General features: G+C 62.7%; 29 protein-coding genes and 1 pseudogene. 14 read left to right on the forward strand and 16 right to left on the reverse strand.

Annotation, left to right across the window (positions count from 1 at the left end; translation table 11 throughout):
• Positions 1–32 precede the first annotated feature (32 nt).
• From rpsI to O7A05_RS15135, 3 genes are all read right to left on the reverse strand, one after another.
• Entirely contained in the window at positions 33–503 is a 471-nt protein-coding gene (rpsI, locus tag O7A05_RS15125; protein WP_040999876.1) for a 30S ribosomal protein S9, read from the reverse strand.
• On the reverse strand, positions 503–967 hold the full coding sequence (gene rplM, locus O7A05_RS15130) for a 50S ribosomal protein L13 (protein WP_040983169.1): 465 nt from the start codon (positions 965–967) through the stop codon (positions 503–505). Before rplM ends, rpsI begins: the two co-directional genes overlap by 1 nt.
• A 229-nt stretch (positions 968–1196) precedes the next feature.
• On the reverse strand, positions 1197–1661 hold the full coding sequence (locus O7A05_RS15135) for a PaaI family thioesterase (protein WP_337093870.1): 465 nt from the start codon (positions 1659–1661) through the stop codon (positions 1197–1199).
• Positions 1662–1810: 149 nt separating this feature from the next.
• Between O7A05_RS15135 and O7A05_RS15140 the strand changes: the two genes are divergently transcribed.
• From O7A05_RS15140 to O7A05_RS15160, 5 genes are all read left to right on the forward strand, one after another.
• Entirely contained in the window at positions 1811–2632 is an 822-nt protein-coding gene (locus O7A05_RS15140; RefSeq protein WP_337093871.1) for an enoyl-CoA hydratase, read from the forward strand.
• Positions 2633–2673: 41 nt separating this feature from the next.
• Positions 2674–3450, forward strand: coding sequence for an AAA family ATPase (locus O7A05_RS15145; protein ID WP_337093872.1), 777 nt, complete (start codon positions 2674–2676; stop codon positions 3448–3450).
• Positions 3447–3968, forward strand: a complete 522-nt coding sequence (locus O7A05_RS15150; protein ID WP_337093873.1) for a CoA-binding protein — start codon at positions 3447–3449, stop codon at positions 3966–3968. Before O7A05_RS15145 ends, O7A05_RS15150 begins: the two co-directional genes overlap by 4 nt.
• Positions 3969–4139: 171 nt before the next feature.
• Positions 4140–5420 (forward strand): O-acetylhomoserine aminocarboxypropyltransferase, encoded by a 1281-nt coding sequence (locus tag O7A05_RS15155; protein WP_337093874.1) that lies wholly within the window; start codon positions 4140–4142, stop codon positions 5418–5420.
• A gap of 1 nt (position 5421) precedes the next feature.
• Positions 5422–5766: a cupin domain-containing protein gene (locus O7A05_RS15160; RefSeq protein ID WP_337093875.1), complete on the forward strand. Its 345-nt coding sequence runs from the start codon at positions 5422–5424 to the stop codon at positions 5764–5766.
• A 13-nt stretch (positions 5767–5779) separates the two neighbouring features.
• On the opposite strand, the gene O7A05_RS15165 is transcribed toward O7A05_RS15160, so the two are convergent.
• The 3 genes from O7A05_RS15165 to O7A05_RS15175 form a co-directional block, all read right to left on the reverse strand.
• Complete coding sequence (locus O7A05_RS15165) at positions 5780–6487, reverse strand: transporter substrate-binding domain-containing protein (RefSeq protein WP_337093876.1); 708 nt, start codon at positions 6485–6487, stop codon at positions 5780–5782.
• 51 nt (positions 6488–6538) lie between these two features.
• Positions 6539–7786 (reverse strand): cytochrome P450, encoded by a 1248-nt coding sequence (locus O7A05_RS15170; RefSeq protein WP_337093877.1) that lies wholly within the window; start codon positions 7784–7786, stop codon positions 6539–6541.
• Positions 7787–7930: 144 nt separating this feature from the next.
• Positions 7931–8659: a hypothetical protein gene (locus O7A05_RS15175; protein WP_337093878.1), complete on the reverse strand. Its 729-nt coding sequence runs from the start codon at positions 8657–8659 to the stop codon at positions 7931–7933.
• Between the two features lie 110 nt (positions 8660–8769).
• On the opposite strand from O7A05_RS15175, the gene O7A05_RS15180 reads away from it, so the two are divergent.
• Together O7A05_RS15180 and O7A05_RS15185 are read left to right on the forward strand one after the other, a co-directional pair.
• On the forward strand, positions 8770–9114 hold the full coding sequence (locus tag O7A05_RS15180) for a DUF6949 family protein (protein WP_337093925.1): 345 nt from the start codon (positions 8770–8772) through the stop codon (positions 9112–9114).
• Between the two features lie 19 nt (positions 9115–9133).
• Positions 9134–9661 carry a gamma carbonic anhydrase family protein gene (locus O7A05_RS15185; RefSeq protein ID WP_337093879.1) on the forward strand — a complete coding sequence of 176 codons (528 nt, stop codon included), beginning with the start codon at positions 9134–9136 and terminating at the stop codon, positions 9659–9661.
• 26 nt (positions 9662–9687) lie between these two features.
• Here O7A05_RS15185 and O7A05_RS15190 read toward each other — a convergent pair whose 3' ends face one another.
• From O7A05_RS15190 to O7A05_RS15205, 4 genes are all read right to left on the reverse strand, one after another.
• Positions 9688–10239, reverse strand: coding sequence for an ankyrin repeat domain-containing protein (locus tag O7A05_RS15190; RefSeq protein WP_337093880.1), 552 nt, complete (start codon positions 10237–10239; stop codon positions 9688–9690).
• A gap of 260 nt (positions 10240–10499) precedes the next feature.
• On the reverse strand, positions 10500–11105 hold the full coding sequence (locus O7A05_RS15195) for a transglutaminase-like cysteine peptidase (RefSeq protein ID WP_337093881.1): 606 nt from the start codon (positions 11103–11105) through the stop codon (positions 10500–10502).
• Between the two features lie 249 nt (positions 11106–11354).
• Positions 11355–11972 (reverse strand): PilZ domain-containing protein, encoded by a 618-nt coding sequence (locus O7A05_RS15200; RefSeq protein WP_337093882.1) that lies wholly within the window; start codon positions 11970–11972, stop codon positions 11355–11357.
• Positions 11973–12147: 175 nt separating this feature from the next.
• A complete protein-coding gene (locus O7A05_RS15205) occupies positions 12148–12786 on the reverse strand; it encodes a PAS domain-containing protein (protein WP_337093883.1) in 639 nt (212 codons plus the stop codon).
• A 426-nt stretch (positions 12787–13212) separates the two neighbouring features.
• Here O7A05_RS15205 and O7A05_RS15210 point away from each other — a divergent pair, with 426 nt between their 5' ends.
• Positions 13213–13950 carry a rhomboid family intramembrane serine protease gene (locus tag O7A05_RS15210; protein WP_337093884.1) on the forward strand — a complete coding sequence of 246 codons (738 nt, stop codon included), beginning with the start codon at positions 13213–13215 and terminating at the stop codon, positions 13948–13950.
• A gap of 134 nt (positions 13951–14084) precedes the next feature.
• Positions 14085–14516, forward strand: coding sequence for a CBS domain-containing protein (locus O7A05_RS15215; protein ID WP_337093885.1), 432 nt, complete (start codon positions 14085–14087; stop codon positions 14514–14516).
• Between the two features lie 54 nt (positions 14517–14570).
• Here the strand turns inward: O7A05_RS15215 and O7A05_RS15220 are convergent.
• Positions 14571–14823 (reverse strand): annotated as a pseudogene (locus O7A05_RS15220) (YjhX family toxin).
• Between the two features lie 121 nt (positions 14824–14944).
• On the opposite strand from O7A05_RS15220, the gene gatB reads away from it, so the two are divergent.
• Together gatB and O7A05_RS15230 are read left to right on the forward strand one after the other, a co-directional pair.
• Positions 14945–16447, forward strand: coding sequence for an Asp-tRNA(Asn)/Glu-tRNA(Gln) amidotransferase subunit GatB (gene gatB / locus O7A05_RS15225; protein ID WP_337093886.1), 1503 nt, complete (start codon positions 14945–14947; stop codon positions 16445–16447).
• Positions 16448–16449: 2 nt separating this feature from the next.
• On the forward strand, positions 16450–16938 hold the full coding sequence (locus O7A05_RS15230) for a GNAT family N-acetyltransferase (RefSeq protein WP_337093887.1): 489 nt from the start codon (positions 16450–16452) through the stop codon (positions 16936–16938).
• Between the two features lie 87 nt (positions 16939–17025).
• Here the strand turns inward: O7A05_RS15230 and panC are convergent, their stop codons facing one another.
• Positions 17026–17877, reverse strand: a complete 852-nt coding sequence (panC, locus tag O7A05_RS15235) for a pantoate--beta-alanine ligase (RefSeq protein WP_337093888.1) — start codon at positions 17875–17877, stop codon at positions 17026–17028.
• A complete protein-coding gene (gene panB / locus O7A05_RS15240) occupies positions 17874–18713 on the reverse strand; it encodes a 3-methyl-2-oxobutanoate hydroxymethyltransferase (RefSeq protein WP_337093889.1) in 840 nt (279 codons plus the stop codon). Before panB ends, panC begins: the two co-directional genes overlap by 4 nt.
• A 213-nt stretch (positions 18714–18926) precedes the next feature.
• Between panB and O7A05_RS15245 the strand changes: the two genes are divergently transcribed.
• The 3 genes from O7A05_RS15245 (at position 18927) to O7A05_RS15255 (ending at position 20537) form a co-directional block, all read left to right on the forward strand.
• Complete coding sequence (locus O7A05_RS15245) at positions 18927–19325, forward strand: NADH:ubiquinone oxidoreductase subunit NDUFA12 (RefSeq protein WP_140678429.1); 399 nt, start codon at positions 18927–18929, stop codon at positions 19323–19325.
• A 125-nt stretch (positions 19326–19450) separates the two neighbouring features.
• Complete coding sequence (locus O7A05_RS15250; RefSeq protein ID WP_337093891.1) at positions 19451–20083, forward strand: DUF2155 domain-containing protein; 633 nt, start codon at positions 19451–19453, stop codon at positions 20081–20083.
• A 61-nt stretch (positions 20084–20144) separates the two neighbouring features.
• Entirely contained in the window at positions 20145–20537 is a 393-nt protein-coding gene (locus tag O7A05_RS15255; protein ID WP_337093892.1) for a hypothetical protein, read from the forward strand.
• Here O7A05_RS15255 and aat read toward each other — a convergent pair.
• From aat to accB, 3 genes are read right to left on the reverse strand one after another with little or no spacing between them, the layout of a single operon-like run.
• Positions 20528–21145: a leucyl/phenylalanyl-tRNA--protein transferase gene (gene aat / locus O7A05_RS15260; protein ID WP_337093893.1), complete on the reverse strand. Its 618-nt coding sequence runs from the start codon at positions 21143–21145 to the stop codon at positions 20528–20530. The two genes, O7A05_RS15255 and aat, sit on opposite strands and share 10 nt — an antisense overlap.
• A 12-nt stretch (positions 21146–21157) precedes the next feature.
• A complete protein-coding gene (accC, locus tag O7A05_RS15265; protein WP_140755702.1) occupies positions 21158–22501 on the reverse strand; it encodes an acetyl-CoA carboxylase biotin carboxylase subunit in 1344 nt (447 codons plus the stop codon).
• 19 nt (positions 22502–22520) lie between these two features.
• Entirely contained in the window at positions 22521–22982 is a 462-nt protein-coding gene (gene accB / locus O7A05_RS15270; RefSeq protein ID WP_337093894.1) for an acetyl-CoA carboxylase biotin carboxyl carrier protein, read from the reverse strand.
• Positions 22983–22998 lie beyond the last annotated feature (16 nt).

Genomic DNA, 22998 nt, shown 5'->3' on the forward strand with positions numbered 1-22998 from the left:
GGCGGCCTTTCGAAATGCTTGGACTTCGCAGCTTAGCGCTTCGAGAACTGGAACGAGCGGCGGGCCTTCGCCTTGCCGTACTTCTTGCGCTCGACCACGCGGCTGTCGCGGGTCAGGAAGCCGCCCTTCTTGAGCACCGAGCGCAGGCCCGGCTCATAGTAGGTCAGCGCCTTGGAGATGCCGTGACGCACTGCACCGGCCTGGCCGGAGAGGCCGCCGCCGATGACGGTGGCGACGATGTCGTACTGGCCGGCGCGGTTGGCCGCGACGATCGGCTGGTTGAGGATCATCTGCAGCACCGGACGCGCGAAATAGGTCGCGAATTCCTTGTCGTTGACGGTAATCTTGCCGGAGCCCGGCTTCACCCAGACACGCGCGATGGCGTTCTTGCGCTTGCCGGTGGCATAGGCGCGGCCCGACTTGTCGAGCTTCTGGACATGCACGGGCGCGGCCGGCTGCGCGGCGACTGTGCCGAGTTCTGCGAGCGAGGAAAGCTCAGCCATTACGAGGCCCTCTTGTTCTTGGAGTTCAGCTTGGCCACGTCGAGCGTGACGGGCTGCTGGGCGGTGTGCGGATGCTCGGCGCCAGCATAGACGCGGAGATTCTTCATCTGGCGACGGCCAAGCGGGCCGCGCGGGATCATGCGCTCGACGGCCTTCTCGACGACGCGCTCGGGGAAACGGCCCTCGAGCAGCTGGCGCGCGGTGCGCTCCTTGATGCCGCCGGGATGACCGGTGTGCCAGTAATAGACCTTGTCGGTGTACTTTTTGCCGGTGAACACCACCTTGTCGGCATTGATGACGATGACGTTGTCGCCATCATCGACATGCGGGGTGAAGGTGGGCTTGTGCTTGCCGCGCAGATGGTTGGCGATGACGGTGGCCAGACGACCGACGACGAGACCTTCGGCGTCGATCAGCACCCACTTCTTCACCACATCCGCAGGCTTCTGCGAAAAGGTAGCCATGGTTTTGCTCTCAGGTTGACCTTTCCCGTCCAGGAGGGACAGGAGAAGGCGTTTTTTGTTGCTTGGATTGAAGGGAGGACCGGAGCCGCCCCGCCAATAACAAAACGGCGGCCTTTTCGGGCCGCTGCTTCGGGAGGGCTTATAGGCGAGGGCGCTTGGCGCGTCAAGGTAATGGCAAATGAGTTCTCGGGAATAAATACAGCAAAAACAATGGTCTGAGGAGGTGGTACTATTTTACCGCATCATCCTGGCGCTTCCTCGGGATCGAATAGGTGCCGGTGGCGTGCGCGACGGTGTGTCCGTCCGGGCCGGCGACAATGTCGATATCGAACACCATCAGGCTCTTGCCGAGCTTCAGGATGCGGCAATGGCCGTCGATCGGACCGGCTTCGGCCTTGCGCATGAAATTGATGTCGAGGTTGACCGTCACCGAAAGCGCGTCCGGCCCGGCATGGCTGAGCACGCAGACATAGCCGCCGATGTCGGCCAGCGTGAACAGCGCCGGACCGGATACCGTGCCGCCGGGGCGCAGATGCCGCTCGTCGGCGTTGAGCCGCACCATGCAGCCGCCCGGAAACACGTCGATCGCCTCATAGGAGATGAAATTGTCGTTGAGTTGCGGATAGACGCTTGCCATCAGCGCATTGACTTCCGCCGCGTTGAGCATTGGCTTCAGATCGCTTTGGGCGGGCATGGCGGCGTCCTATATAAATGGCAAGCTCCGGGCGATATGCCTGGACCAACGGTGCGACGAAGAAAACACGCCCCGCGACTGTTCTTCAACCGGCAGCGTGATAGTTCTGTTGCTCCATAAGCCGCGAGCGCTGATCGAGAGGTTTAAAAATGGCTGAAGTCGTTGCCATCAAGCCCGCCGTCGGCGACGGCCCCGTTCTTGTCAGCCAGGATAAGGGCGTCCTGCGCCTCACGCTCGCCAGCCCGCCGGCCAATGCGCTGTCGCTGGCGACGATGGCGGCGTTGCAGGCCGAGTTCGATCGCGTGAGGACCGACAAATCCGTGCGCGTCATCATCCTGGCGGCGTCGGGAAAAGTGTTCTGTGCCGGCCACGACCTCAAGGAAATGACGGCGCACCGCGCCGAACCGGATCGCGGCAGGGCCTTCTTCGAAAAGACCTTCGCCGCCTGCGCGAAATTGATGCAGACCATCGTGCGCCACCCGAAACCGGTGATCGCCGAGGTCGACGGCCTGGCAACGGCCGCCGGCCTGCAGCTTGTCGCGAGCTGTGACCTGGCCATTGCCTCGCATGAGGCGAGTTTCTGCACACCTGGCGTAAATATCGGCCTGTTCTGCTCGACGCCGATGGTGGCGCTGTCGCGCAACGTCTCGCGCAAGCAGGCCATGGAAATGCTGCTCACCGGCGAGACGATCGACGCCGCCACCGCCAAGGAGTTCGGGCTGGTCAACCGCATCGTGCCACGTGAATATCTGAATCAGGTTGTCAACAAGTACGCGCAAACCATTGCTTCGAAATCGTCTGTGGTCGTCAAAACCGGCAAGGAAGCCTTCTACGCGCAAGCCGAAATGGGGCTGGCCGACGCTTATGCCTATAGCGGCCGCGTGATGGTCGAAAACATGCTGGCGCGCGACGCCGAGGAAGGCATCGGCGCCTTCATCGGCAAGCGCAAGCCGGAATGGACCGACGAATAGTTCTTCCATATGCCGCGCTTTTCTATCGCTGAAGGTTCGACGTGGCTGCCCGCAAGCAACTGACACGGCTCAAAGCGCCCTATCTCAAGCGCATCCTGCTTGAGCCGTCGCGCGTTGCCGACTGGGACCAATATCCCTGGAGCCTGCCGATTTTCCGCGACCGCGAATTCGAGTTCGAATTCGCCTCGGCCATCACCATCATCGTCGGTGAGAACGGCACCGGCAAGTCGACGTTGTTGGAAGCCATCGGAGCGCTTGCCGGCTATGACGAGGCCGGCGGCGGAAAAGGTTACATGCCGGTCGACCATTCGCGTGCCGTCGACAAGAGCGGTGCTGCACTCGGCACCACGCTTCGTGCCCACTGGCTTCCCAAAGTCACCGCTGGCTGGTTCTTTCGCGCCGAATCCTTCTACTCCGTGTCGCGCTATCTCGACCAAGCCGCGCTGGATGTCGGGGCGGCGCCGCCTGATTTTTTGTCCTGGTCGCATGGCGAAGGCTTCATCCGCTTCTTCGAGGAGCGCTGCCGTCGGCAAGGCATCTACATTCTCGACGAGCCCGAAAGCGCGCTGTCGCCGACGCGCCAGATCGAATTGCTGAAACTGCTTCAACGCATGGAGCAGTCGGGCACCGCACAGGTGATCATGGCCACGCACTCGCCGCTTCTGATGGCTTGCCCGAATGCAAGGCTCTTTCGCATCAGCCGCTTCGGCCTCGACCCGATCGATTTTCAGGACACCGATCATTTTCGCATGATGCGCGACTTCTGCAGCGATCCGGCTGCCTTTCTCGCCGAAGCGCTGTATGAGGACGAACTATGAATCACGATAACTACGACAACGCCTACATTGCCGGTATCCTCAACTCAGTGAAGACGATCGCCATGGTCGGCGCCTCGCCCAACGACGTGCGGCCAAGCTATTTCGTGCTGAAATACCTCTTGGCCAAAGGCTTTTCGGTGCTGCCGATCAATCCCGGTCACGCCGGCAAGCAGATCCTCGGACAGACGGTCTATGCCAGCCTGGCGGATCTGCCGCATCCGGTCGATATGGTCGATATTTTTCGAGGCTCGACGGCCGTGCCCGGCATCGTCGACCAAGTGCTGAAGCTCGATCCGCTGCCCAAGGTCGTCTGGATGCAGCTTGGCGTGCGTCACGACGAGGCCGCTGCCCAGGCCGAGGCCGCCGGCATCAAGGTGGTGATGAACCGCTGTCCCAAGATCGAATATGGCAAGCTGTCGGGCGAGATCGGCTGGACCGGCGTCAACTCCGGCGTGCTGTCGTCGAAGAAGCCTTTGATGAGGCAGAGCTTCCAGAGCTTCGGCGTGCGGCAGAAATAGGCCGCTGGCCAGGCGTGAAAAAATTATCCGGGAAGAATTGGATTTTTCCCGGCGTTCGTCGCAAATCGCGTCCCGAAAGGTATTTTCTTCTTTGCATTCCCAGCCGCGCTTGGCCAAGAATGCCCGGCGATTTTCGAAAGATCAGGAAAAGATCAGGAGAGGTAGGTTTCGATGGCCCGTACGCCCGGTTTCAACACTTTAGCCGTTCATGCCGGCGCCAGGCCCGACCCGGCAACCGGCGCCCGCGCTACGCCGATCTATCAGACCACGTCCTATGTCTTCGACGATGCCGACCATGCCGCCTCGCTGTTCGGGCTGAAGGCCTTCGGCAATATCTACACCCGCATCATGAATCCGACGCAGGCGGTGCTCGAGGAGCGTCTTGCCGCGCTGGATGGCGGTACCGCCGCGCTTGCCGTCGCCTCTGGCCATGCCGCCCAGGTGCTGGTCTTCCACAATCTGATGCAGCCCGGCGATAATTTCATCGCCGCCAACAAGCTCTATGGCGGATCGATCAACCAGTTCGGCCATGCCTTCAAGAATTTCGGCTGGGAGGTGCGCTGGGCTGATCCGATCGATACCTCGACGTTCGAGAGCCAGATCGACGACAGGACCAAGGCGATCTTCATCGAGAGCCTTGCCAATCCCGGCGGCGTCTTCGTCGACATCGAGAAGATCGGCGACATCGCCCGCAAGCACGGTCTGCCGCTGATCGTCGACAACACGTTGGCCTCGCCCTATCTGGTGCGGCCGATCGAGCACGGTGCCGACATCGTCGTGCATTCGCTGACCAAGTTCATCGGCGGCCACGGCAATTCGATCGGCGGCGGCATCATCGATGGCGGCACCTTCGACTGGTCGAAGTCGGGCAAATATCCGATGCTGTCGGAGCCCCGTCCCGAATATGGCGGTATCGTCCTGCACGAAACCTTCGGCAACTTCGCCTTCGCGATTGCCGCGCGCGTGCTTGGCCTGCGCGACATCGGCGCCGCGATCTCGCCCTTCAACGCCTTCCTGCTTTTGACCGGCCTGGAAACGCTGCCGCTCAGGATGCAGCGCCACTGCGACAACGCCGCGAGCGTCGCGGGCTGGCTCTCCAACCATCCCAAGGTCGCCTGGGTGAATTATCCCGGCCTTCCTGGCGACAAGAATAATGCGCTGCAGAAGAAATATTCGCCGCACGGCGCGGGCGCGGTCTTCACCTTCGGCCTCAAGGGCGGCTATGAGGCCGGCGTCAAATTCGTCGAGGCTCTCGAGCTCTTCTCGCATCTCGCCAATGTCGGCGACACCAAATCGCTGGTCATCCATCCGGCCTCGACCACGCACCGCCAGCTTTCCGACGAGCAGAAGGTCAAGGCCGGCGCCGGGCCGGATACGGTGCGGCTGTCGATCGGCATCGAGGACGTCAACGACATCGTCGCCGATCTCGAACAGGCGCTCGGCAAGGTCTGATATGTCGGCCTTTCTTGCGGTCAATGTCGAAAGCGTCGAACCGGAGGCCGGCGCGCCGGCCCCGGATCGCGTGCTGTCGGGCGATCCGAAATTCCGCACCTGGAACGTCGAGGAGCGTGACGGCGGCCTCTATACCGGCATCTGGGAAGCGACGCCGGGCAAATGGCGCATCGTCTATGACGAATGGGAGTTCTGCCACATCCTGTCCGGCGTCTCAGTGATCGCCGAAGATGGCGGCGAGGCGCGCACCGTGCGGGCCGGCGACAGTTTCGTGCTGCGGCCCGGATTCAAGGGCACCTGGGAAGTGCTGGAGACGACGCGCAAGGAATATGTGATCCGGCTTTGAATGCTTCCAGCAATCAGAGCAGCCGGTCGACATCGTCGTCGGAAAAGCCGTATTGGCTCATGATCTCCCGGTGCCAGGCACTTCCAAGCAGATCGCCGAGACATTGATCGACACGCCGGCGCAGCGCGTCGTTGCCCTTGGCGAGGGCGAAAGCGCCTGCCGCAGGCTGCTTTTCAGAGGCTGGGACATCGATGAACGCAAGCGGTGCGCCAGCCCGTCCGTTGACATAGCCGCGATGCGCCATGGCGACGCTGGCATAGGCGTCGACATGGCCTGCCGCAACGGCTTCGGCTGCTTCGGCCTGCGTGGCGAATATCCTTATCCGTTGGGGCGGAACGCCGTTCTGCAGTCCGGTCTGGTGCTGGATCTGGCCCGATATCACTGCGAGCACAGCGGAAGGATGTTGGGCGACGGAGCGATAGCCGTTCAGCTCCAGTGGATTGCCTTTGGCGACCATCAACCCGTCCGGCAGTGACCAGATCGGCCGCGTGAAGTCCACGAGCTTGCCGCGCTCCTCGGAGATGAACAGGCCGGTCGTCATGTCCCAGCGGCCGTCGACCAAACCGGGGAGCAGTTCGGCGAATTCCGCCTCGATCGGCGAGAAGTTCTCCAGGTCAAGCATCTGGCAAACCTTCTCGGCGAGCACGGCGTCGCAGCCGCCGAGCTTGCCCGCGCCATCGGTGAAGCAAAAAGGCGGCTCCTGCAGGTAGGCGAATTTCATGTCTGAGTTCCGAACGATAATTTCAGCTGTTCGAGGCGGATCGTTCGCCGGTCAAAAGGTAACGGCAACCCGTTCCAGCCCGTGAAAATGGTAAGTGTCGCGGAAGCGCGGTGTCTCCGCTAAGCGCAAGTTGGGCAGCCGATCGAACAGCGTCTTCAGCGACACCTGCAACTCCAGCCTGGCCAGCGGCGCGCCGATGCAGAAATGGATGCCGGCGCCGAAGGAAACATTCTTCTGGTCCGTGCGGGCCGGATTGAAGGTGTCAGGTCCGGCAAAAGCCAACGGATCGTGGTTCGCCATGCCGAGCAGCAGCGCGACCATCTCTCCAGGTTTGACCAGGATGCCTGGCGAAACCTCCATCTCCTCATAGGCATAGCGCAGAAACATATGCAGCGGCGCGTTGTAGCGCAGGCACTCCTCGACCGCCGCGACGTTTTTCTCAGGCGTCTCGAAGAAACGCCGCGGATCGCCGCCTTGCGCGAGGATCGAGCGCAGCGCATTGCCGGTCTGGTGCACGGTCGCTTCATGACCGGCATTGAGAAGCAGGATGGCCGAGGAAACCAGCTCGTCTTCCGAAAGCTTCTGGCCGTTCTCCTGGGCCTCGATCAAGAGCGACAGCAGATCGTCGCCAGGTTTCTTGCGCCGCTCCGCAATATAGTCCCGCAGGAAGTCGGAAAAATCGCGGGCGGCGCGGTTCGCCGTCTCCTCGGTCTCGCGCGTGCGGCCATGCATGTACATGGCGACCATCCGATGCGACCAGTCGAGCAGTTGCGGCCCTATCTCAACCGGAACGCCGAGCATCTCGGCGATGATGGTGATCGGCAAGGGCGAGGCGTAGGCGGGCAGAAGGTCGACGCCGTTTGGCTCGAAGCGGTCGACCAGTTCGTTGGCCAATGCCTCGATCCGCGGCCTGAGCCGCTCGACCTGGCGCGAGACGAAGGCGCGGTTGACCAGTGTTCTGAGCCGGGTATGCACCGGCGGCTCGAGCTCCAGCATGGAATTGGCCTCGATCGCGTCGAAGGCGACGAGGTGCGAGCGGTCGTCCCCGACGCCCCGGCTGTCGGGAATCCCCGCCGGATTCTGGCGGCCGAAACGGCGGTCGCGCAGCAGACGGTTGACGTCGTCGAAGCCGCCAAAGCACCAGAAGCCGTAGTCTTCCCAGAAGAAGGCGTTGGCAGTGCCGTGCAGAAAGGCGTAGGCCTCGTAAGGGTCTTGCACGAAGGCCGGCTCGTGCGGGTCGAGGCGCAGATGGCGGCTGGCGAGATCAAACTCAAGATAGGAAGGCTTCAAATCGGTCATGCCTGACCATTAGCGCGCCTTGTCAGCCCGATGCCAGACCGTATCTTGGCGCCCGTGACATCGAACCGTTGAGCCAGATTGCCGGTTTGAAGCGCTGGCTGCGCGCAGAAATGATCTGGTTGGATATTCGGCTAGCCGCCAGCGTCAGTGGCCAGTCTTCAGAATACTCGCCACTTTGGCCGCGATGGCCGCGTCGAGTGCCGGCCAGTTCGCCAGCAACTCGCGGGGAAAACGATAGGTGAGGCTGAGATCGTCGCCGACCTGGATGTCGCGCTCGCAGGGCGCCAGCGATTGCTCCGCGCTCGGACCGCTCAAGCAGCGGGCGACGAACGGATCCTTGCCGGGACGTTCGGCGACGGCCAGCACCTCGTTGAGATAGCCTGATTTTTCCGTGAAAGCGTAAACCGTCGTGCCGCCCGGACCTGGCGTGCCCGGCTTTTCGATCAGGGAGCTGTAGATCGGCGCGAAACGGCCGCTCATGTCGCGCGACATCATCCGCGGCTCGAACGACAGGAAGATGATCTTCCTGGTCGTCGTATGGTTGAAGTCGTCGCGCGCGGCCGAGCTGTAGCCGTCCATCTCGGGATAGCGCAGATAGAGGTCGAGCCGCGAGGCGATGCCGTCGCGCCTGGCCTGATCGAAGCGGATGAAGTTTGCCGGCACGCTGATCAGATTGTTGCCCATGACGATCTGGCGCACCGTCGTGTCATCCGTATAGCCGGCCATGGCGATTGACCGTCCAAGCCATTTGCCACCGACGCTGATCGCTACCGAAAGTAGCGCCAGTGCCGCGAAGATGTAGAAGACCCGCTTCATCAGGGTCGAATCGACGACCTCGAAGTCCGGGCTCTCGGCAGCCGTTGCGTCTCTCATTCGCTCTTCCCCGATACGCCCACCTGTCCTTCGGCGGCACAGCCGGCGCGGCATAGCTCTTGCAGCGCGTTGGCACGACTGTGCGTTTTCATGGTAAATGGTTGGTAAACATGGATCCCGTTGTGCTTGTTCTTTACGCGTTTGCGGTTGGCGTCACGGCTTGCGGACTGGCCGGATCGGCCATGGAACTGCTATCCGGCCGGCGTCTGGCCTTTGCCGAACCCTATATTTCGCCGGTCCATATCCTGCGCTCGCTCGCGGCAACGGCCTGCGCCGGGCCGTTCATGCTCACCAACGAGGCCCTGGCCGCCCGGCGCGAAGGGCGCATCGGCACGATGGCGCTGTTGTCTTGCGGCTGCACGGCCATCGCCTGGGCGCTGGCGCTCGGCGTCGTGCTCATCGCCATTGCATCCTGGGCGAGCGAGAACTTAGGGTCCTTCGAATTCGCTGGTTGAGACGATTCGGAGACGAACAATGCCGGTTTATGCGATCGATGGGAAAGCGCCTGAGTTCGAGGATGCCGATACGAACTGGATTGCGCCGGACGCCACGCTGATCGGCAATATCCGGATCGGCCGCAATGTCGGCTTTTGGTTCGGCGTCGCCATCCGCGGCGATGGTGAGCCCATTACGATCGGCGCCGATACCAATGTGCAGGAGCATACGATCATGCACACCGATCCGGGCTTTCCGCTGACCATCGGCCAAGGCTGTACGATCGGCCATAGGGCGCTGCTGCATGGCTGCACGGTCGGCGACAACAGCCTGATCGGCATGGGTGCCATCGTGCTGAACGGCGCCAGGATCGGCAACAATTCGCTGGTCGGCGCCGGCGCCCTGGTGACGGAAAACAAGATTTTCCCGGACAATTCGCTGATCGTCGGCTCGCCCGGCAAGGTGATAAGGGCGCTGGACGAAGCGGTGATCGAGCGCCTGCGCGCCTCGGCCGCCCACTATGTGGCCAATGCCAAACGGTTCATGGCAAAGCTCAAGGCGGTGTGACGGCGGCGGCCCGCGGCCGCGCGTCATTACATCGGGCGGCTGTTCAGCGCCTCACGCAACAGAAAGACGCCGGCTTCGAAGCCGGCCTGCTCGGCGCCTTCCAGGGCTGTCTCATAGTCGTCGATGCGGGCCCTCAGCGACGGGTCCGCGCCTGACAGGAGCAGGAGACGGATAGCTTCGGCGTCCCGCCGGGACACCGCATAATGCAGCGGCGTCCAGTCGTTCACGCCGCGCATATCGGGGTCGGCGCCATACTCGAGCAGGATACGGACGACGTCCAGCCGGTCAGGCCTTTCTGTCGACAGCGCTGCAATGATCGAGGGAAACCCGGCAGGATCTTCGTAATTCGGATTCGACCCGGCATCGAGAAGCGCGGTGATGAACGTGGCCGGGCTCCAGTAGATCGCGTATTCCAGCGGATGGCCAAGGCCGAGCTCGAACGGCATCCTCTCGTCGAACCAGCGCTCCGAGCCGCCCAAAGCCTTGCCAAGCCCTTCGAAGTCACCCGTCTTGAAGGCGTCGTCGATAGTCTTGAAAAGCCAGTGTCGGGCGCCGCGATCCTCAGGGACTTCCAGCATCGCCTTCATCCGCAACGAACGCGCTATAATGCTCCCATCCGCCTCGGCGCGGAAGGGTGGCGGTTATGGCATCTCAGCAATGCGGCGCCGATCGGTTGCAGCCGGTGTGGGCGCGACCCGAAATGGCGGAGCCGGCCCCGGGGACAGGGGCCGGCTCCTAAAACCCGGTCGTTGGGGACGGGGAGGGTGGGGACTCGACCGGGCTTTCTCCTTGGGCACGCCGCTGCGTCTACCGCGACGCACCCGATCTGTTTGGCGCCTTAACGGACGCTGGCGACCGCCTCCTCGCGGCCGTCGTTGATCGTCACCCAAACGCCCGAATTCTCGGTCGATTGACGCTTGAGGTAAGTGTAGACCGTGTCGTTCCAGGCGAGCACTTTCGGCTCGAGATTGTCGAGGATGAATTCGCCGAGGCTGGTGCGCACCGTCAGCACCGCATGGCCCTCGCCGTTCGGCTGGCGCACCACCGTCATCAACAGGTCACCGGCCGGGACGCCGACGGCCATCAGCTCGCGGCGCTTCTCTAGTCCATAGTCCTCGCAGTCGCCATAGCCGTTGTCGGGATAGGCCCAGTATTCCTCCACACCGTAGATCTCCATATCGGTGCGCGGCTTGACGCGGATGTTGACCGAATTGTTGACGTTGACGATCGTCGCCCACAGCTTACGCGTCAGCTCGACCGGCGGACCTTTCGGCGTCCGCTGGTTGCATTCGGCCGGAATGCGCTGGCAGAAATCGTAGTGGCCGACCGGCTGGGTGGTGCGGCCACCCGTGTGCATGAAAGCCGGTGCTGCGCTTGCCGTGCCCCACGCGGGAAGCTGCATCGCTATTGCCAAGAGCAACAGCTTGCCCCTCGTCATTTTCATTGTGGTAGTCTCCCCGTTTGAGAAGACTGTGCCACGATGGGATTTATTTGACGCAAAAACGCGAAGTAGACATTGAGTAAAACGCCGATAGAATAAACATAAAATTTGAACTATCGCGATTTTGAATTATTCAGATTTTCTGGGCTTCATTAGGACTTCACGGCGCTCGACAGCTGCGTCCGGCAGCCCAAAAAGGCGACAAAAAACCGGCCGCAAGGGCCGGTTCGCTTCGCTGCTGGCGGGCTTAGGTCAGGACCGCGGCGCGTTGAATTCCTGGTCGAGCGTTTCCGGACGCTGGATGACCGCGAACTCGATGGCGACACCGTCCTCGAAATGGCGCACCACTTGGCCGCGCATCGTGCCGAGCATGACCTGGACACCGATGGCCGGCTTGACGTCGATCTCAATCGCAGCGCCCGAGAGCGACAGGTCGATGATGCGACACTGATACTGGCGCCCGTCGGTAAGCTGCAGAACGCTCATCGGATTGCGCGGCGCCACGCGCTCGTGGCGGCGGTCCTCCGGCAGGTCGAGCTCATGCTTGTTGGCAAGCCAGGTGAGCTGTGCGGCAAGCTTGTCCTTCTTGCGGTCCGAGGCGATCACGGTCATGGCGAAACCGTCCTGCGACGTGCGCGTCACAATGCCTTCGACACGCCCGATATGGTCGATATAGGCGATGACCTTCTCGCCCGGCTTGCCGATACGTTCCGTGCGCAATGCCACGTTGCCGGGCGACATATCGATCACCTGGCATGGATGTTCGGTACGGTCTTCCAGCATGAAACGTCCGTAAATCTTGACGCGGACACGCTGGAAATTGCGCCGCTCAGCTCGTGACGGCGCATATTCTACCGCCGCTGACCTCATGACTGCCTACACCCCGTTGGCATTCCGCGCGACGATGCGAGGAATTTCGCCCGAAAAGCTACAGCAAAGCAAGTTAACAAACGGGAAAAGTCGGCCGCAAAAGCCTGGGCCCGGGAGGCTTCCGGGAGGCGCAAAAATTAGCCGCGAGGGAAGGATAAATCCCTACCGGCCAAGTTCATTCGTGACGCCCGCCGTCGAGGACGACGAGATGGCGGATGCGGCGCACGCGACCGAGCGCCGAAATGGTCTCCGGAGGTTCGAATTCGGCCGGAACGAGCGAGGGGACGTCAATCGCCGGACGGTTCTTCAGGAACATTGGCTCCTTGTCGGGATCTATCACCCGGATCGTATCGATTAGCGCGTCGGCGATCGGATCGGCGCCAAGCCAGAACGGCTTGTCGGCGGTACTGATGATGCCGAGGCAACGCTGGTTCTCGGCGCCACCATCCAGCGGCAGCGACAGGAGCTCGAATTTATTGGAGCGGCCGTTCCGGCTGAACCCCTCATAGGTCATGAGCAGGACCGACTTCTGGTCGAAAACGCCTTGCATCAGCCGCGACATCAGCCGCTGGTCCTTCTCGCGCCAGAGCGAAGGGAAGGAGAAGCCCTTGAGCTCCCGGCCGTAATAGGCGCAGAGCCTTGTGCCGGCCAGCCGGAACACCGCTTCGCCACGCGTATCGCGCTCGAGGATGAAGGTGTCGGCCAGAAGCGACTTGATATCCGCCGGCTCCACCTCCGATCGCTTCGGAGCGAGGCGGCCATCACGCAACCGGTTCCAATATTGGAACAGCGCGATCGATCCTTTTTCGTTCATGTCCATCCTGCTCCGCACAACCTGTCTTTTGATGTCCCATCGGCGAACAGACAGGGCGCCCTCCGATGACCTTCATGCGGTGCGGAGCAGGATGCGTGCCAGTATCGTTAACGTTTGTTCACGCCTCGGGGTCGTTAAGGTTAACAAACGGTTTACATTGCGTGCCACCGAGGCCTGTGGCACACCAAAACCACTCCAAAACGGTCGTTCTCGCAGCGATCGGCAGCACTTCAGTCACGAGTTTATGGGGAGCAGGGGGCTCGACCGGCCGTTCAGGGAACTCCTGGACGGCCTTCTTTTTGATTCGTCCCTGTTCTGATTCGCGCTTTTTTCTGCGTGTGCGCTGTGGCGAATAGCCGTTTGTGATTCGAAAGGGCGTGATCTACATGCTCGTCGAAATCCCGAGTCCCTAACCTGCAAGGGTGCATGAGCGAGCCCGTAAGCCCCACCGAAAACGAACCGCTGCCGGAAGAGGCTTCCGAGCCGCCGGGCCGCGAACCCGTCTTCAACCTGCCGCCCGCAGTCCTGGCGGTGATCGGCATCTGTGTGGCTGTCCACCTTGTGCGTGTCTATCTGCTGACCGACGACCAGGATTTTGCCCTGCTCGTGAGAGCGGCCTTCGTCCCCATTCGCTATTCTGGTCGATATGACCTTGATTTCTATGCTTTTTCCAGCCCGTTCACCTATGCCTTCCTGCATGGCGGCGTGGCGCATCTGTTGATCAACATGATCTGGCTTGCCGCTTTTGGTTCGCCTTTGGCCAATCGATTTGGCACGCTGCGCTTCGCGTTGTTCTTCGCGGTAACGAGCCTCGCTTCGGTGGCACTCTTCTGGGCGCTGCATCCGCTTGGCGAGGTGCCGCTGGTCGGTGCGTCGGGCGCGATCTCCGGCATGATGGGGGCGGCGGCGCGTTATGGTTTTCGCGTCGACCGTTCATCAGGCAGGGCGGCTTTCGTCGGCGAGCCCTTGCCGATCGCGGCGGTATTGCGCTCGCGCGGCGTCATGACCTTTCTGGGAGTCTGGATGGTCATAAATCTCGCCACGGGCCTGCTCGGCTTCGCGCCGGGAATAGAAGGCCAGATCGCTTGGGAAGCGCATATCGGCGGCTTCGTTGCCGGCTTTTTCGGACTGCGTTTCTTCGACCGCCCGCTGGCTGCTGCCTAGTCCTTAGGCGCACTTGAAATGTAACCAATGACGGCGCACGATGTTGCCTAAGCACCCAGTGTCTTCCTAAGGGCGCCGGGGCTCAGAAGCCGGTTGGGGCGGGGGAGCCGGCGTCAAAGGCTGTGGAGGACGCCATGACGGTTAAGGCAATTCTTGAAAGCAAAGGCCATGACGTGTTCACGCTCGGGCCCAATGAGAAACTCAGCGAGGCCATTCGCATGCTGGCCGAGCACAGGGTCGGCGCGCTCGTCATCACCAATGGCGACCGAAAGATCGTCGGCATCCTCTCGGAGCGCGATATCGTCAGGGTCGTGGCCAAGGAGGGTGCCGCCGCGCTCGACATCCCCGTGCGCTCGGCAATGACTCCGAAGGTCAAGATCTGCAACGAAAACCACACCGTCAACGAGGTGATGGAGATCATGACGAGAGGCCGCTTCCGCCATCTGCCGGTGGAGAAAAACGGCCTGCTCGACGGCATCGTCTCCATCGGCGACGTGGTCAAGCGCCGCATCGAGGATGTCGAGCGCGAGGCCGAGGAGATCAGGGCCTACATCGCCACGGCCTGAGCAGGCGGGCGAGGAAGCCGCCGGCTGTTTCCAGCCGGCGGCGTGTGGCACGTTCTATCGATTGTCGAGTTCGGCCCGGACGAGCTGGAGCCCCCGTCGGGTAATGCGGTAAGGACCGCCATCCGTCGAGGAAACCGCTTTCTTGCGCCTCAACTTCCGAAAGAGCTCCAGCTCGAAGCCCCGGACAACGCTAGCCGTCGCGGGTCAGGCACTGGACCGAGGCGATCTTCCTGCTCTCGTTCTTTTCGGTTTCGATGCGCCCGCCTTGCGCGAGCAGATGCAGGATGCGCTGTTCGTTGCGCGAAATGCCCCGGGAGGTGGCGGGAAAGGCCCGCGGAAGGCTTAAGGCTTGTCTCGCCGGGCGGTTTGGACTAGCGAGTGACTTTCATTTTTGACGTGAAACTCACGTTTCCAATCCGCAGGCCTCCATGAGCATTATCGATACCCGCATCCCCGACGCAAAACGTCTGATCCCCGGCGCCACCGGCGACTGGGAGATCGTCATCGGGCTGGAGGTGCATGCGCAAGTGATCTCGGAGGCCAAGCTCTTCTCTGGCGCCTCGACCTCGTTCGGCGCGGCGCCCAATGCCAATGTCAGCCTTGTCGACGCGGCGATGCCCGGCATGCTGCCGGTCATCAACGAGGAATGCGTCAAGCAGGCGATCCGCACCGGGCTCGGTCTGAAGGCCGCGATCAACCACAAGTCGGTCTTCGACCGGAAGAACTATTTCTATCCGGACCTGCCGCAGGGCTACCAGATCTCGCAGTACAAGCAGCCGATCGTCGGCGAAGGCAAGGTGATTGTCTCCGTCGGCCCCGACCGCCAGGGCGAGTTCGAGGATATCGAGGTTGGCATCGAGCGCCTGCATCTGGAACAGGATGCCGGCAAGTCGATGCACGACCAGCACCCGACCATGTCCTATGTCGATCTCAACCGCTCCGGCGTGGCTCTGATGGAGATTGTCTCCAAGCCCGATATCCGCTCGGCCGACGAAGCCAAGGCCTATGTCACCAAGCTGCGCTCGATCATGCGTTATCTCGGCACTTGCGATGGCAACATGGACGAAGGCTCGCTGCGCGCCGACGTCAACGTCTCGGTCCGCCGTCCGGGCGGCGAGTTTGGCACGCGCTGCGAGATTAAGAACATGAACTCGATCCGCTTCATCGGCCAGGCCATCGAATACGAGGCGCGCCGGCAGATCGCCATTCTGGAAGACGGCGGCAAGATCGATCAGGAGACGCGACTGTTCGATCCGGCCAAGGGCGAGACGCGTTCGATGCGCTCCAAGGAAGAAGCGCATGACTATCGCTATTTCCCGGATCCCGACCTTCTGCCGCTGGAGTTCGACCAGGCCTATGTCGACGCGCTCGCCAAGGACCTGCCGGAACTGCCCGACGACAAGAAGGCGCGGCTGGTCGATGTGCTCGGCCTTTCGGCCTATGACGCCTCGGTGCTGGTTTCGGAAAAGCCGATCGCCGACTATTTCGAAAAGGTGGCGGCAGGCCGCGACGGCAAGCTCGCCGCCAACTGGGTCATCAACGATCTCCTGGGCCAGCTGAACAAGGCCGGCAAGGATATTGAAAATGCTCCGGTTTCGCCCGAGCAGCTCGGCGCTGTTCTCGACCTGATCAAGGAAGGCACCATTTCCGGCAAGATTGCCAAGGACCTGTTCGAGATCGTCTGGAACGAGGGCGGCGATCCGCGCCAGCTCGTCGAGAGCCGCGGCATGAAGCAGGTCACCGACACCGGCGCCATCGAGAAGGCGGTCGACGAGGTTATCACCGCCAACCCGGACAAGGCCGAGCAGGCGCGCGCCAAGCCGACCATGGCCGGCTGGTTCGTCGGCCAGGTGATGAAGGCGACCGGCGGCAAGGCCAACCCGCAAGCGGTGAACGACCTCGTCAAGGCCAAGCTCGGCATCGAGGGCTAGCGATGTTCGTGCGCACGGCGAGCGAACGCGATCTCGCAGCCGCCCGTGCGTTGCTGGTCGAGACTTGGCATGCCACTTACGACGCCCTCTATGGCGCCAAGCGGGTAACTGAAATCACGGATGACTGGCATTCGATCGCCTCGCTCAAGGCGCGGCTGACGCGCCCGAATTCCGAGTTCCTGGTGGCTGACGACGGCAAGCGGCTCGGCGGCATGGCGTTCGCCGCCGCCACCACCGACCCGAAGATCGTCCTTTTGAGCCAGCTCTATGTGCATCCGACCTGCCAGCGCCAGGGGATCGGCCAGTCCCTGCTCGATGAAGTCGAAGCCAGTTTTCCGGAGATGGATACGCTGCGCCTCGAAGTCGAAGAAGCAAATGCCGCGGCGATCGCCTTCTACGAGGCGAATGGGTTCCGCCCGGCAGGCAGAACCGCCGATTGCGGCGGCAACTCGGGATTGCCCGCCCTCATCATGGAGAAGCGGCTCCGCTAGGTCGGAAGCGTGAAGCGGGTGGACTCGGCACTTCGCCCGGTTGTGGCGCGGTTGCATCATTGCATGCCCGCCGATCGGCAGGACCGCTCAGGCGAAGGGAATTTCCACATTGTCGATCAGCCGGGTCGTGCCGAGCCAAGCCGCGGCGAGCAGGCGGCCGTCCCGGCCCCGCTGCCAGGGTCCGAGCGTGACGCTCGCGCGGGCAGCGACATAGTCGACCTTTTGGAAGCCGGCTGAGACGAGCGCCTGTGCGGCATCTTCGGTGGCGCCGGCTTCATCCGTGCCGGCTGAAAGCGCTGCCGCCGTGCCGCGCAGGATAACGTTGAGCTTGCGCGCGATTTCGAGCTCGGTCGCGCCGAGATAGGCATTGCGCGACGACATGGCGAGGCCATGGGCGTCGCGCACCGTCGGCGCGCCCACGATCTTGACGGGCAGGTCGAGGTCGCGGGAGAGCTGCCTGACGACGCAGAGCTGCTGGTAGTCTTTCTCGCCGAACACGGCGCAATCGGGCGCCGCCTGCAGGAAGAGCTTGGCCACAACGGTCGCGACCCCGTCGAAGAAGCTCGGCCTGAAGTCGGTTTCCAGGCCGCGGGAGGGGCCGCCGACCGAGATCTTGGTGGCGAATCCGGCAGGGTACATTTCGCTCACGCCTGGCGTGAAGGCGAGATGCGCACCGGCGTCCTGCAACCGGTCGAGATCGCGCGTCAGCTGGCGCGGGTACTTGTCGAGATCTTCCGTCGGCGCGAACTGCGCCGGATTGACGAAGATCGAGACGACGCAGCGTTCGGCCCGTTCGAGCGCGATCCTGACTAGTGAGATATGGCCGTCATGCAGCGCGCCCATGGTCGGCACCATAGCGACCTTGAGGCCGGCCTGTCGCCAGTCCCGGACCTGCGCCCGAAGGGCTGTGACGCTGTCGACGACGATTGGCGCGTTCATGTCTTGTCCTTGCCGGAAGCCGTCGTGAAGACGTGTTCGGGGCTGGGAAAGGCGCGGCTGCGCACCTCGGCGGAGTAGCGTGCCGCCGCATTCGCTATCACGCCGCGCAAGTCGGCATATTCCTTGACGAATTTCGGCACGCGGTCGACGGTCATGCCGACCATGTCGTCGATCACCAGGATCTGGCCGTCGCAGTCGGCGCTGGCGCCAATGCCGATGGTCGGTATGGAAATGTGACGGGTAAGCTTCGCGGCCACGGTCTCCATCGTGCCCTCGATGACGACCGAGAAGGCGCCAGCTTCTTCCACCGCCTCGGCATCGCGCGAAAGGGCAGCGATATTGTCCTCCGTCCGGCCTTTGATCTTGTAGCCGCCGTCCTTCTCCACCGATTGCGGCTGCAGGCCGATATGGCCCATGACTGGTATCCCTTCGGCGACGATCGCCGCGATCCGGGAAGCCATGTCGACGCCGCCTTCGAGCTTCACGGCCTGGCAGCCCGTTTCCCCAACGATCCGCCTCGCCGCCGCCACGGCCTGCGCCGGCGAGGACTCGTAGCTGCCCGCCGGCATGTCGACCACCACGCAGGCCTTGGCCGAGCCGCGCATGACGGCCTGGCCGTGCGCGATCATCATCTCCAGCGAGGCGCCGAGCGTGGTGGCGTGGCCATGCAGGACCATGGCGACGCTGTCGCCGACCAGCAGCAGGTCGACATGCGGATCGAGCAGGCGCGCGACAGGATAGGTGTAGGCGGTGAGGCAGACGATCGGCACGCCACCCTTGCGGCGGCGAATGCCTTCGGCGCTGATCCGGCTGTCGGCGGACGGATCCCGGCTCAATCGTCACCTCCCTAAGGCGCCCCCGAAACGGGCCGGGCCGAGCTTTAGAAAGACAGGCAACGCTTGGCAAGCCGCGTTGCCGCCGGCAGGGCAACTGCATCGATTTAGCGCACGAAGCATTTGCATTCGGTACTTGGCAAAACCCTTGCCTTCGCGCTGACGTGACGCCATAAGCAGGGGAAAGGCGCAGCCGCTGCCGCCGCGAGGATGTGGATGAAAACTTTCCTGCTGCAGTTTTTCACCTGGTGGAACAGCCAGACGCTCGGCACCCGCTTCCACACTTGGCGCTTCGGCAAGAGGGTCGGCGAGGACGAAGCCGGCAACGTCTACTATGAAGGCGGCATCGATTCGGAAGGCCGCACCCGCCGCTGGGTCATCTATCGCGATTATTCGGAAGCCTCGAAGATCCCGCCGGGCTGGCATGGCTGGATCCATCATCGCGTCGATACACCTCCATCGAGCGAGAGCTACAAGGCTCGCGAGTGGCAGAAAGAGCATCGGCCGAACCTGACCGGAACGCCCGGCGCCTATCGTCCTCAGGGTTCCATCCTGACCAACCAGCATCGCCCGCAGGTGACCGGCGACTACGACGCCTGGACGCCCGGATCGTAATCCGCGTCCACGACACCGCTTCGGTCCTTTGTCGCCACAATTGGCGTTTAGCTGCTTGCTGATTGCGCAGCCTCGACTAGCCTTGGGCGTTGAAGAATCACCCGGGCACAACCACCGGTATTTGCATGAGCTCTCCTAAGCAATTCCAGGAAAAGTGCGCAGCGGTTTTCCGTCCGGAATTGCGCCCCAGGATTCCAAGCCATATCTCAAAGGCGCTTGTCGCGGCGTCGTCCATTCTGCTTGCCTCAACGGCAGCCTTCGCCGCTGCGCAGGCGCCGGCCCCTGCGCCTGCCGCCTCCGACCGCATTACCAATCCGGTGGCCGAGTTCGCCGGCATCGACAAGATCACCGGCCGCATCATCACCTTCGACGTCTATATCGACGAGACCGTGCAGTTCGGCGCTTTGCAGGTGACGCCTCGCGTCTGCTATTCGCGGCCGGATACGGAGCAGCCGAAGACCGATTCCTTCGTCGAGGTCGACGAGATCACGCTCGACCGCAAGATCCGCCGCATCTTCACCGGCTGGATGTTTGCCGAAAGCCCAGGCCTCAACGCCGTCGAGCACGCCGTCTATGACGTCTGGCTCAAGGGCTGCAAGCAGAAGTCGGACGTGCCGCCGCCGACGGCGGCCAAGGCCGACACGGCCAAGCCGAAGACCCAGGCCGCCAAGCCCAAGGCTGTGGCGCAACCGGCCGACGCCGAGTCGGAGCCAGCTGACGCGGCGCCGGAGCGGGACGACACCACCGACACGAACTGATCTCGGAACCTGCCCGCCTTTGAGCCGTTGCAAATCTGCGACAGGCGAGGAGGGTTCCGCGATGACCGCCACGAAGCCGATTACCGCCAACAAGCAGGAGCTTCTCGACATCGAGAAGGGCTTTTGGTCTGGCGATTCCGCCTATTATGAAGCCAATGCCGACGTGGAGTGCCTGGTGGCGTTCCCGCAGATGGCGCAGGCGATGACCAACGCCGATCTCGCAAAGAGCGCGGCCAAGCCTAACAGATGGCGCGACCTCGAGATCAAGCTGAAGGGCATGGTCGAGCCGGGCAGCGATATCGTCATGCTCACTTACGAAGCGCGCGCCACGCGGGAAAATGGCGAGCCCTATGCGGCGCTCGCCAGCACCGGCTACGTCCATCGCGCCGACGGCTGGAAGATGATGTTCCATTCGCAAACGCCGATAGAGGCGGCAGAACAAACTCAAGGGTAAAAGACGGCCTCGCCCCTCAGCGCCTCGGCGAGCATCTTCTCATACTGGCCGCGCGGCACGTCGACGGCGCCGAAGCGCTTCAAGTGCTCAGTCGTGAACTGCGTGTCTAGCAGCGCGAAGCCGCGCGCCTTCAGCCGCTCGACGAGATAGTAGAGACAGGTCTTCGACGCATCGGTCTCCCTGGCGAACATGCTCTCGCCGAAGAACACGCGTCCGAGCGAAACGCCATAGAGGCCGCCGACCAGCCGGTCCTCACGCCAAGCCTCGACCGAATGGCAGTGGCCCAGGCGATAGAGCTCGACATAGGCTTCGCGGATCGGCTCGTTGATCCAGGTCGAGCGGCGCTCCTCGCGCCTTTCGGCGCAGCCGTCGATCGTCGCTTCGAAATCGAAGTCGTAGCGGATCTCGAACGGATGTTTGCGGATCGTCTTCTTCAAGCTGCGCGGTATGTGGAACCCGTCCAGCGGAATGATGCCGCGCGTTTCCGGCCGCACCCAGAACACTTCCGGGTCGTTGGCGCTCTCGGCCATCGGGAAGACGCCGGAAGCGTAAGCCCGAAGCAGCAGGTCGGTCGGAATGCGATAGCCTGGCGCGTAGGGGCGGGTCATCGCATCCCCGTGCTATTCACCCTTGGCCAGATATTTTTCCAGCCAGTGGATGTCGTAGTCGCCATTGGCGATGTCGGGATTGCCGACCAGGTCGCGAAACAGCGGCAGCGTCGTCTTGATACCGTCGACGACGAATTCATCGAGCGCGCGGCGCAGCCGCATCATGCATTCGACGCGGTTGCGGCCGTGCACGATCAGCTTGCCGATCAGGCTGTCGTAATAGGGCGGGATCTTGTAGCCGGAATAGACGCCGGAATCGACGCGGATGCCGAGGCCGCCGGGCGTATGGAAATGCGTGATTGTGCCGGGCGAGGGCGTGAAGGTGCGCGGGTCCTCGGCATTGATGCGGCACTCGATGGCATGGCCATTGAACTTGATGTCTTCCTGCCTGACCGACAGCCCGCCGCCGGAGGCGACGCGGATCTGCTCGTGCACGAGGTCGATGCCGGTGATCGCTTCGGTCACCGGATGCTCGACCTGCAGGCGCGTGTTCATCTCGATGAAATAGAACTCGCCATTCTCGTAGAGGAACTCGATCGTGCCTGCGCCGGAATAGCCGAGATCGGCGATCGCCTTGGCGCAGATGTCGCCGATGCGCGAGCGCTCCTCGGCATTGAGCGCCGGCGAGTTGGCTTCCTCCCACACTTTCTGGTGGCGCCGCTGCAGCGAGCAGTCGCGCTCGCCGAAATGCACGCCGCGACCAGCGCCGTCGCCGAACACCTGCACCTCGATATGGCGCGGTTTCTGCAGATATTTCTCGATATAGACCGCATCGTCGCCGAAGGCCGCGCCCGCTTCCGACTTCGCCGTCTGCAGCGCGACTTCGAGGTCCGCTTCGGTATGCGCCACCTTCATGCCGCGACCGCCGCCGCCGGCGGAGGCCTTGATGATCACCGGATAGCCGATCTCGGCGGCGACGCGCTTGGCTTCCTTGTCTTCGCTGATCGCACCGTCGGATCCGGGCACGACCGGGATGCCGAGACGCTTTGCCGTGCGCTTGGCCTCGATCTTGTCGCCCATGATGCGGATATGGTCGCCTGATGGGCCGATAAAGGTGATGTTGTGGGCGGCGAGGATGTCGGCGAACTTGGCGTTCTCCGACAGGAAGCCGTAGCCCGGATGCACCGCGTCCGCGCCGGTGATCTCACAGGCGGCGACGATCTGGTGGATGTTGAGATAGCTTTCGCGCGAGGGCGGCGGGCCGATGCACACGCTCTCGTCGGCAAGCCGCACATGCATGGCGTCGGAATCCGCGGTCGAATGGACGACCACCGTCTGGATGCCGAGCTCCTTGCAGGCGCGCAGCACCCGGAGCGCGATTTCGCCGCGATTGGCGATTAGGATCTTCTGGAACATTTCTTGGTTGTTCCCGGCTCTACTCAAGAACCACCAGCGGCATTCCGTATTCGACCGGCTGGGCGTCCTCGATGAGGATCGCCGTCACCGTGCCGGCACGCGGCGAGGGGATCTGGTTCATCGTCTTCATCGCTTCGATGATGAGCAGCGTCTGGCCCTCCTTCACCTTCTGGCCGATCTCGACGAACGGCTTGGCGTCGGGCGAGGGCGCCAGATAGGCCGTGCCGACCATCGGCGAGGGCACGGCGTTCTTCGACGGATCGGCAGGCGCTGCGGCGGCGGGCTGAGCCGCTGTGGCCGCCGGAGCTGCGGCGAGCGCCGGCAGCGGCGCTGCAACCGCGTGGACTGCCTGCGACTGGCGCGAGACACGCACCTTGAGGTCGCCGAGCTCGACCTCGATCTCGGTCAGATTGGTGTCGTTCAGAATGCCCGCCAGGTCGCGGATCAGCTGCTGGTCAACACCGTTCTTTTTTATCGACATTTTCGAGCCTTCTGTT

Origin of the sequence: Mesorhizobium argentiipisi (SeqCode), assembly GCF_037179585.1 — a bacterium.
In the GTDB taxonomy this organism is placed as follows: Bacteria; Pseudomonadota; Alphaproteobacteria; order Rhizobiales; family Rhizobiaceae; genus Mesorhizobium; species Mesorhizobium argentiipisi.

Excerpts from the sequence above, each read along its gene's own strand:
- O7A05_RS15200 (WP_337093882.1), bottom strand. The coding sequence starts at position 11,972 with ATGAGGTCAGCGGCGGTAGAATATGCGCCGTCACGAGCTGAGCGGCGC.
- O7A05_RS15150 (WP_337093873.1), top strand. The coding sequence starts at position 3,447 with ATGAATCACGATAACTACGACAACGCCTACATTGCCGGTATCCTCAAC.
- accB (WP_337093894.1), bottom strand. The coding sequence starts at position 22,982 with ATGTCGATAAAAAAGAACGGTGTTGACCAGCAGCTGATCCGCGACCTG.
- O7A05_RS15245 (WP_140678429.1), top strand. The coding sequence starts at position 18,927 with ATGAAAACTTTCCTGCTGCAGTTTTTCACCTGGTGGAACAGCCAGACG.
- O7A05_RS15255 (WP_337093892.1), top strand. The coding sequence starts at position 20,145 with ATGACCGCCACGAAGCCGATTACCGCCAACAAGCAGGAGCTTCTCGAC.
- O7A05_RS15165 (WP_337093876.1), bottom strand. The coding sequence starts at position 6,487 with ATGAAATTCGCCTACCTGCAGGAGCCGCCTTTTTGCTTCACCGATGGC.
- O7A05_RS15185 (WP_337093879.1), top strand. The coding sequence starts at position 9,134 with ATGCCGGTTTATGCGATCGATGGGAAAGCGCCTGAGTTCGAGGATGCC.
- gatB (WP_337093886.1), top strand. The coding sequence starts at position 14,945 with ATGAGCATTATCGATACCCGCATCCCCGACGCAAAACGTCTGATCCCC.
- O7A05_RS15170 (WP_337093877.1), bottom strand. The coding sequence starts at position 7,786 with ATGACCGATTTGAAGCCTTCCTATCTTGAGTTTGATCTCGCCAGCCGC.
- O7A05_RS15205 (WP_337093883.1), bottom strand. The coding sequence starts at position 12,786 with ATGAACGAAAAAGGATCGATCGCGCTGTTCCAATATTGGAACCGGTTG.
- O7A05_RS15140 (WP_337093871.1), top strand. The coding sequence starts at position 1,811 with ATGGCTGAAGTCGTTGCCATCAAGCCCGCCGTCGGCGACGGCCCCGTT.
- O7A05_RS15210 (WP_337093884.1), top strand. The coding sequence starts at position 13,213 with ATGAGCGAGCCCGTAAGCCCCACCGAAAACGAACCGCTGCCGGAAGAG.
- O7A05_RS15190 (WP_337093880.1), bottom strand. The coding sequence starts at position 10,239 with ATGCTGGAAGTCCCTGAGGATCGCGGCGCCCGACACTGGCTTTTCAAG.
- O7A05_RS15175 (WP_337093878.1), bottom strand. The coding sequence starts at position 8,659 with ATGAGAGACGCAACGGCTGCCGAGAGCCCGGACTTCGAGGTCGTCGAT.
- accC (WP_140755702.1), bottom strand. The coding sequence starts at position 22,501 with ATGTTCCAGAAGATCCTAATCGCCAATCGCGGCGAAATCGCGCTCCGG.
- O7A05_RS15195 (WP_337093881.1), bottom strand. The coding sequence starts at position 11,105 with ATGAAAATGACGAGGGGCAAGCTGTTGCTCTTGGCAATAGCGATGCAG.
- O7A05_RS15180 (WP_337093925.1), top strand. The coding sequence starts at position 8,770 with ATGGATCCCGTTGTGCTTGTTCTTTACGCGTTTGCGGTTGGCGTCACG.
- O7A05_RS15215 (WP_337093885.1), top strand. The coding sequence starts at position 14,085 with ATGACGGTTAAGGCAATTCTTGAAAGCAAAGGCCATGACGTGTTCACG.
- O7A05_RS15135 (WP_337093870.1), bottom strand. The coding sequence starts at position 1,661 with ATGCCCGCCCAAAGCGATCTGAAGCCAATGCTCAACGCGGCGGAAGTC.
- O7A05_RS15155 (WP_337093874.1), top strand. The coding sequence starts at position 4,140 with ATGGCCCGTACGCCCGGTTTCAACACTTTAGCCGTTCATGCCGGCGCC.
- rplM (WP_040983169.1), bottom strand. The coding sequence starts at position 967 with ATGGCTACCTTTTCGCAGAAGCCTGCGGATGTGGTGAAGAAGTGGGTG.
- O7A05_RS15230 (WP_337093887.1), top strand. The coding sequence starts at position 16,450 with ATGTTCGTGCGCACGGCGAGCGAACGCGATCTCGCAGCCGCCCGTGCG.
- rpsI (WP_040999876.1), bottom strand. The coding sequence starts at position 503 with ATGGCTGAGCTTTCCTCGCTCGCAGAACTCGGCACAGTCGCCGCGCAG.
- O7A05_RS15250 (WP_337093891.1), top strand. The coding sequence starts at position 19,451 with ATGAGCTCTCCTAAGCAATTCCAGGAAAAGTGCGCAGCGGTTTTCCGT.
- aat (WP_337093893.1), bottom strand. The coding sequence starts at position 21,145 with ATGACCCGCCCCTACGCGCCAGGCTATCGCATTCCGACCGACCTGCTG.
- panC (WP_337093888.1), bottom strand. The coding sequence starts at position 17,877 with ATGAACGCGCCAATCGTCGTCGACAGCGTCACAGCCCTTCGGGCGCAG.
- O7A05_RS15160 (WP_337093875.1), top strand. The coding sequence starts at position 5,422 with ATGTCGGCCTTTCTTGCGGTCAATGTCGAAAGCGTCGAACCGGAGGCC.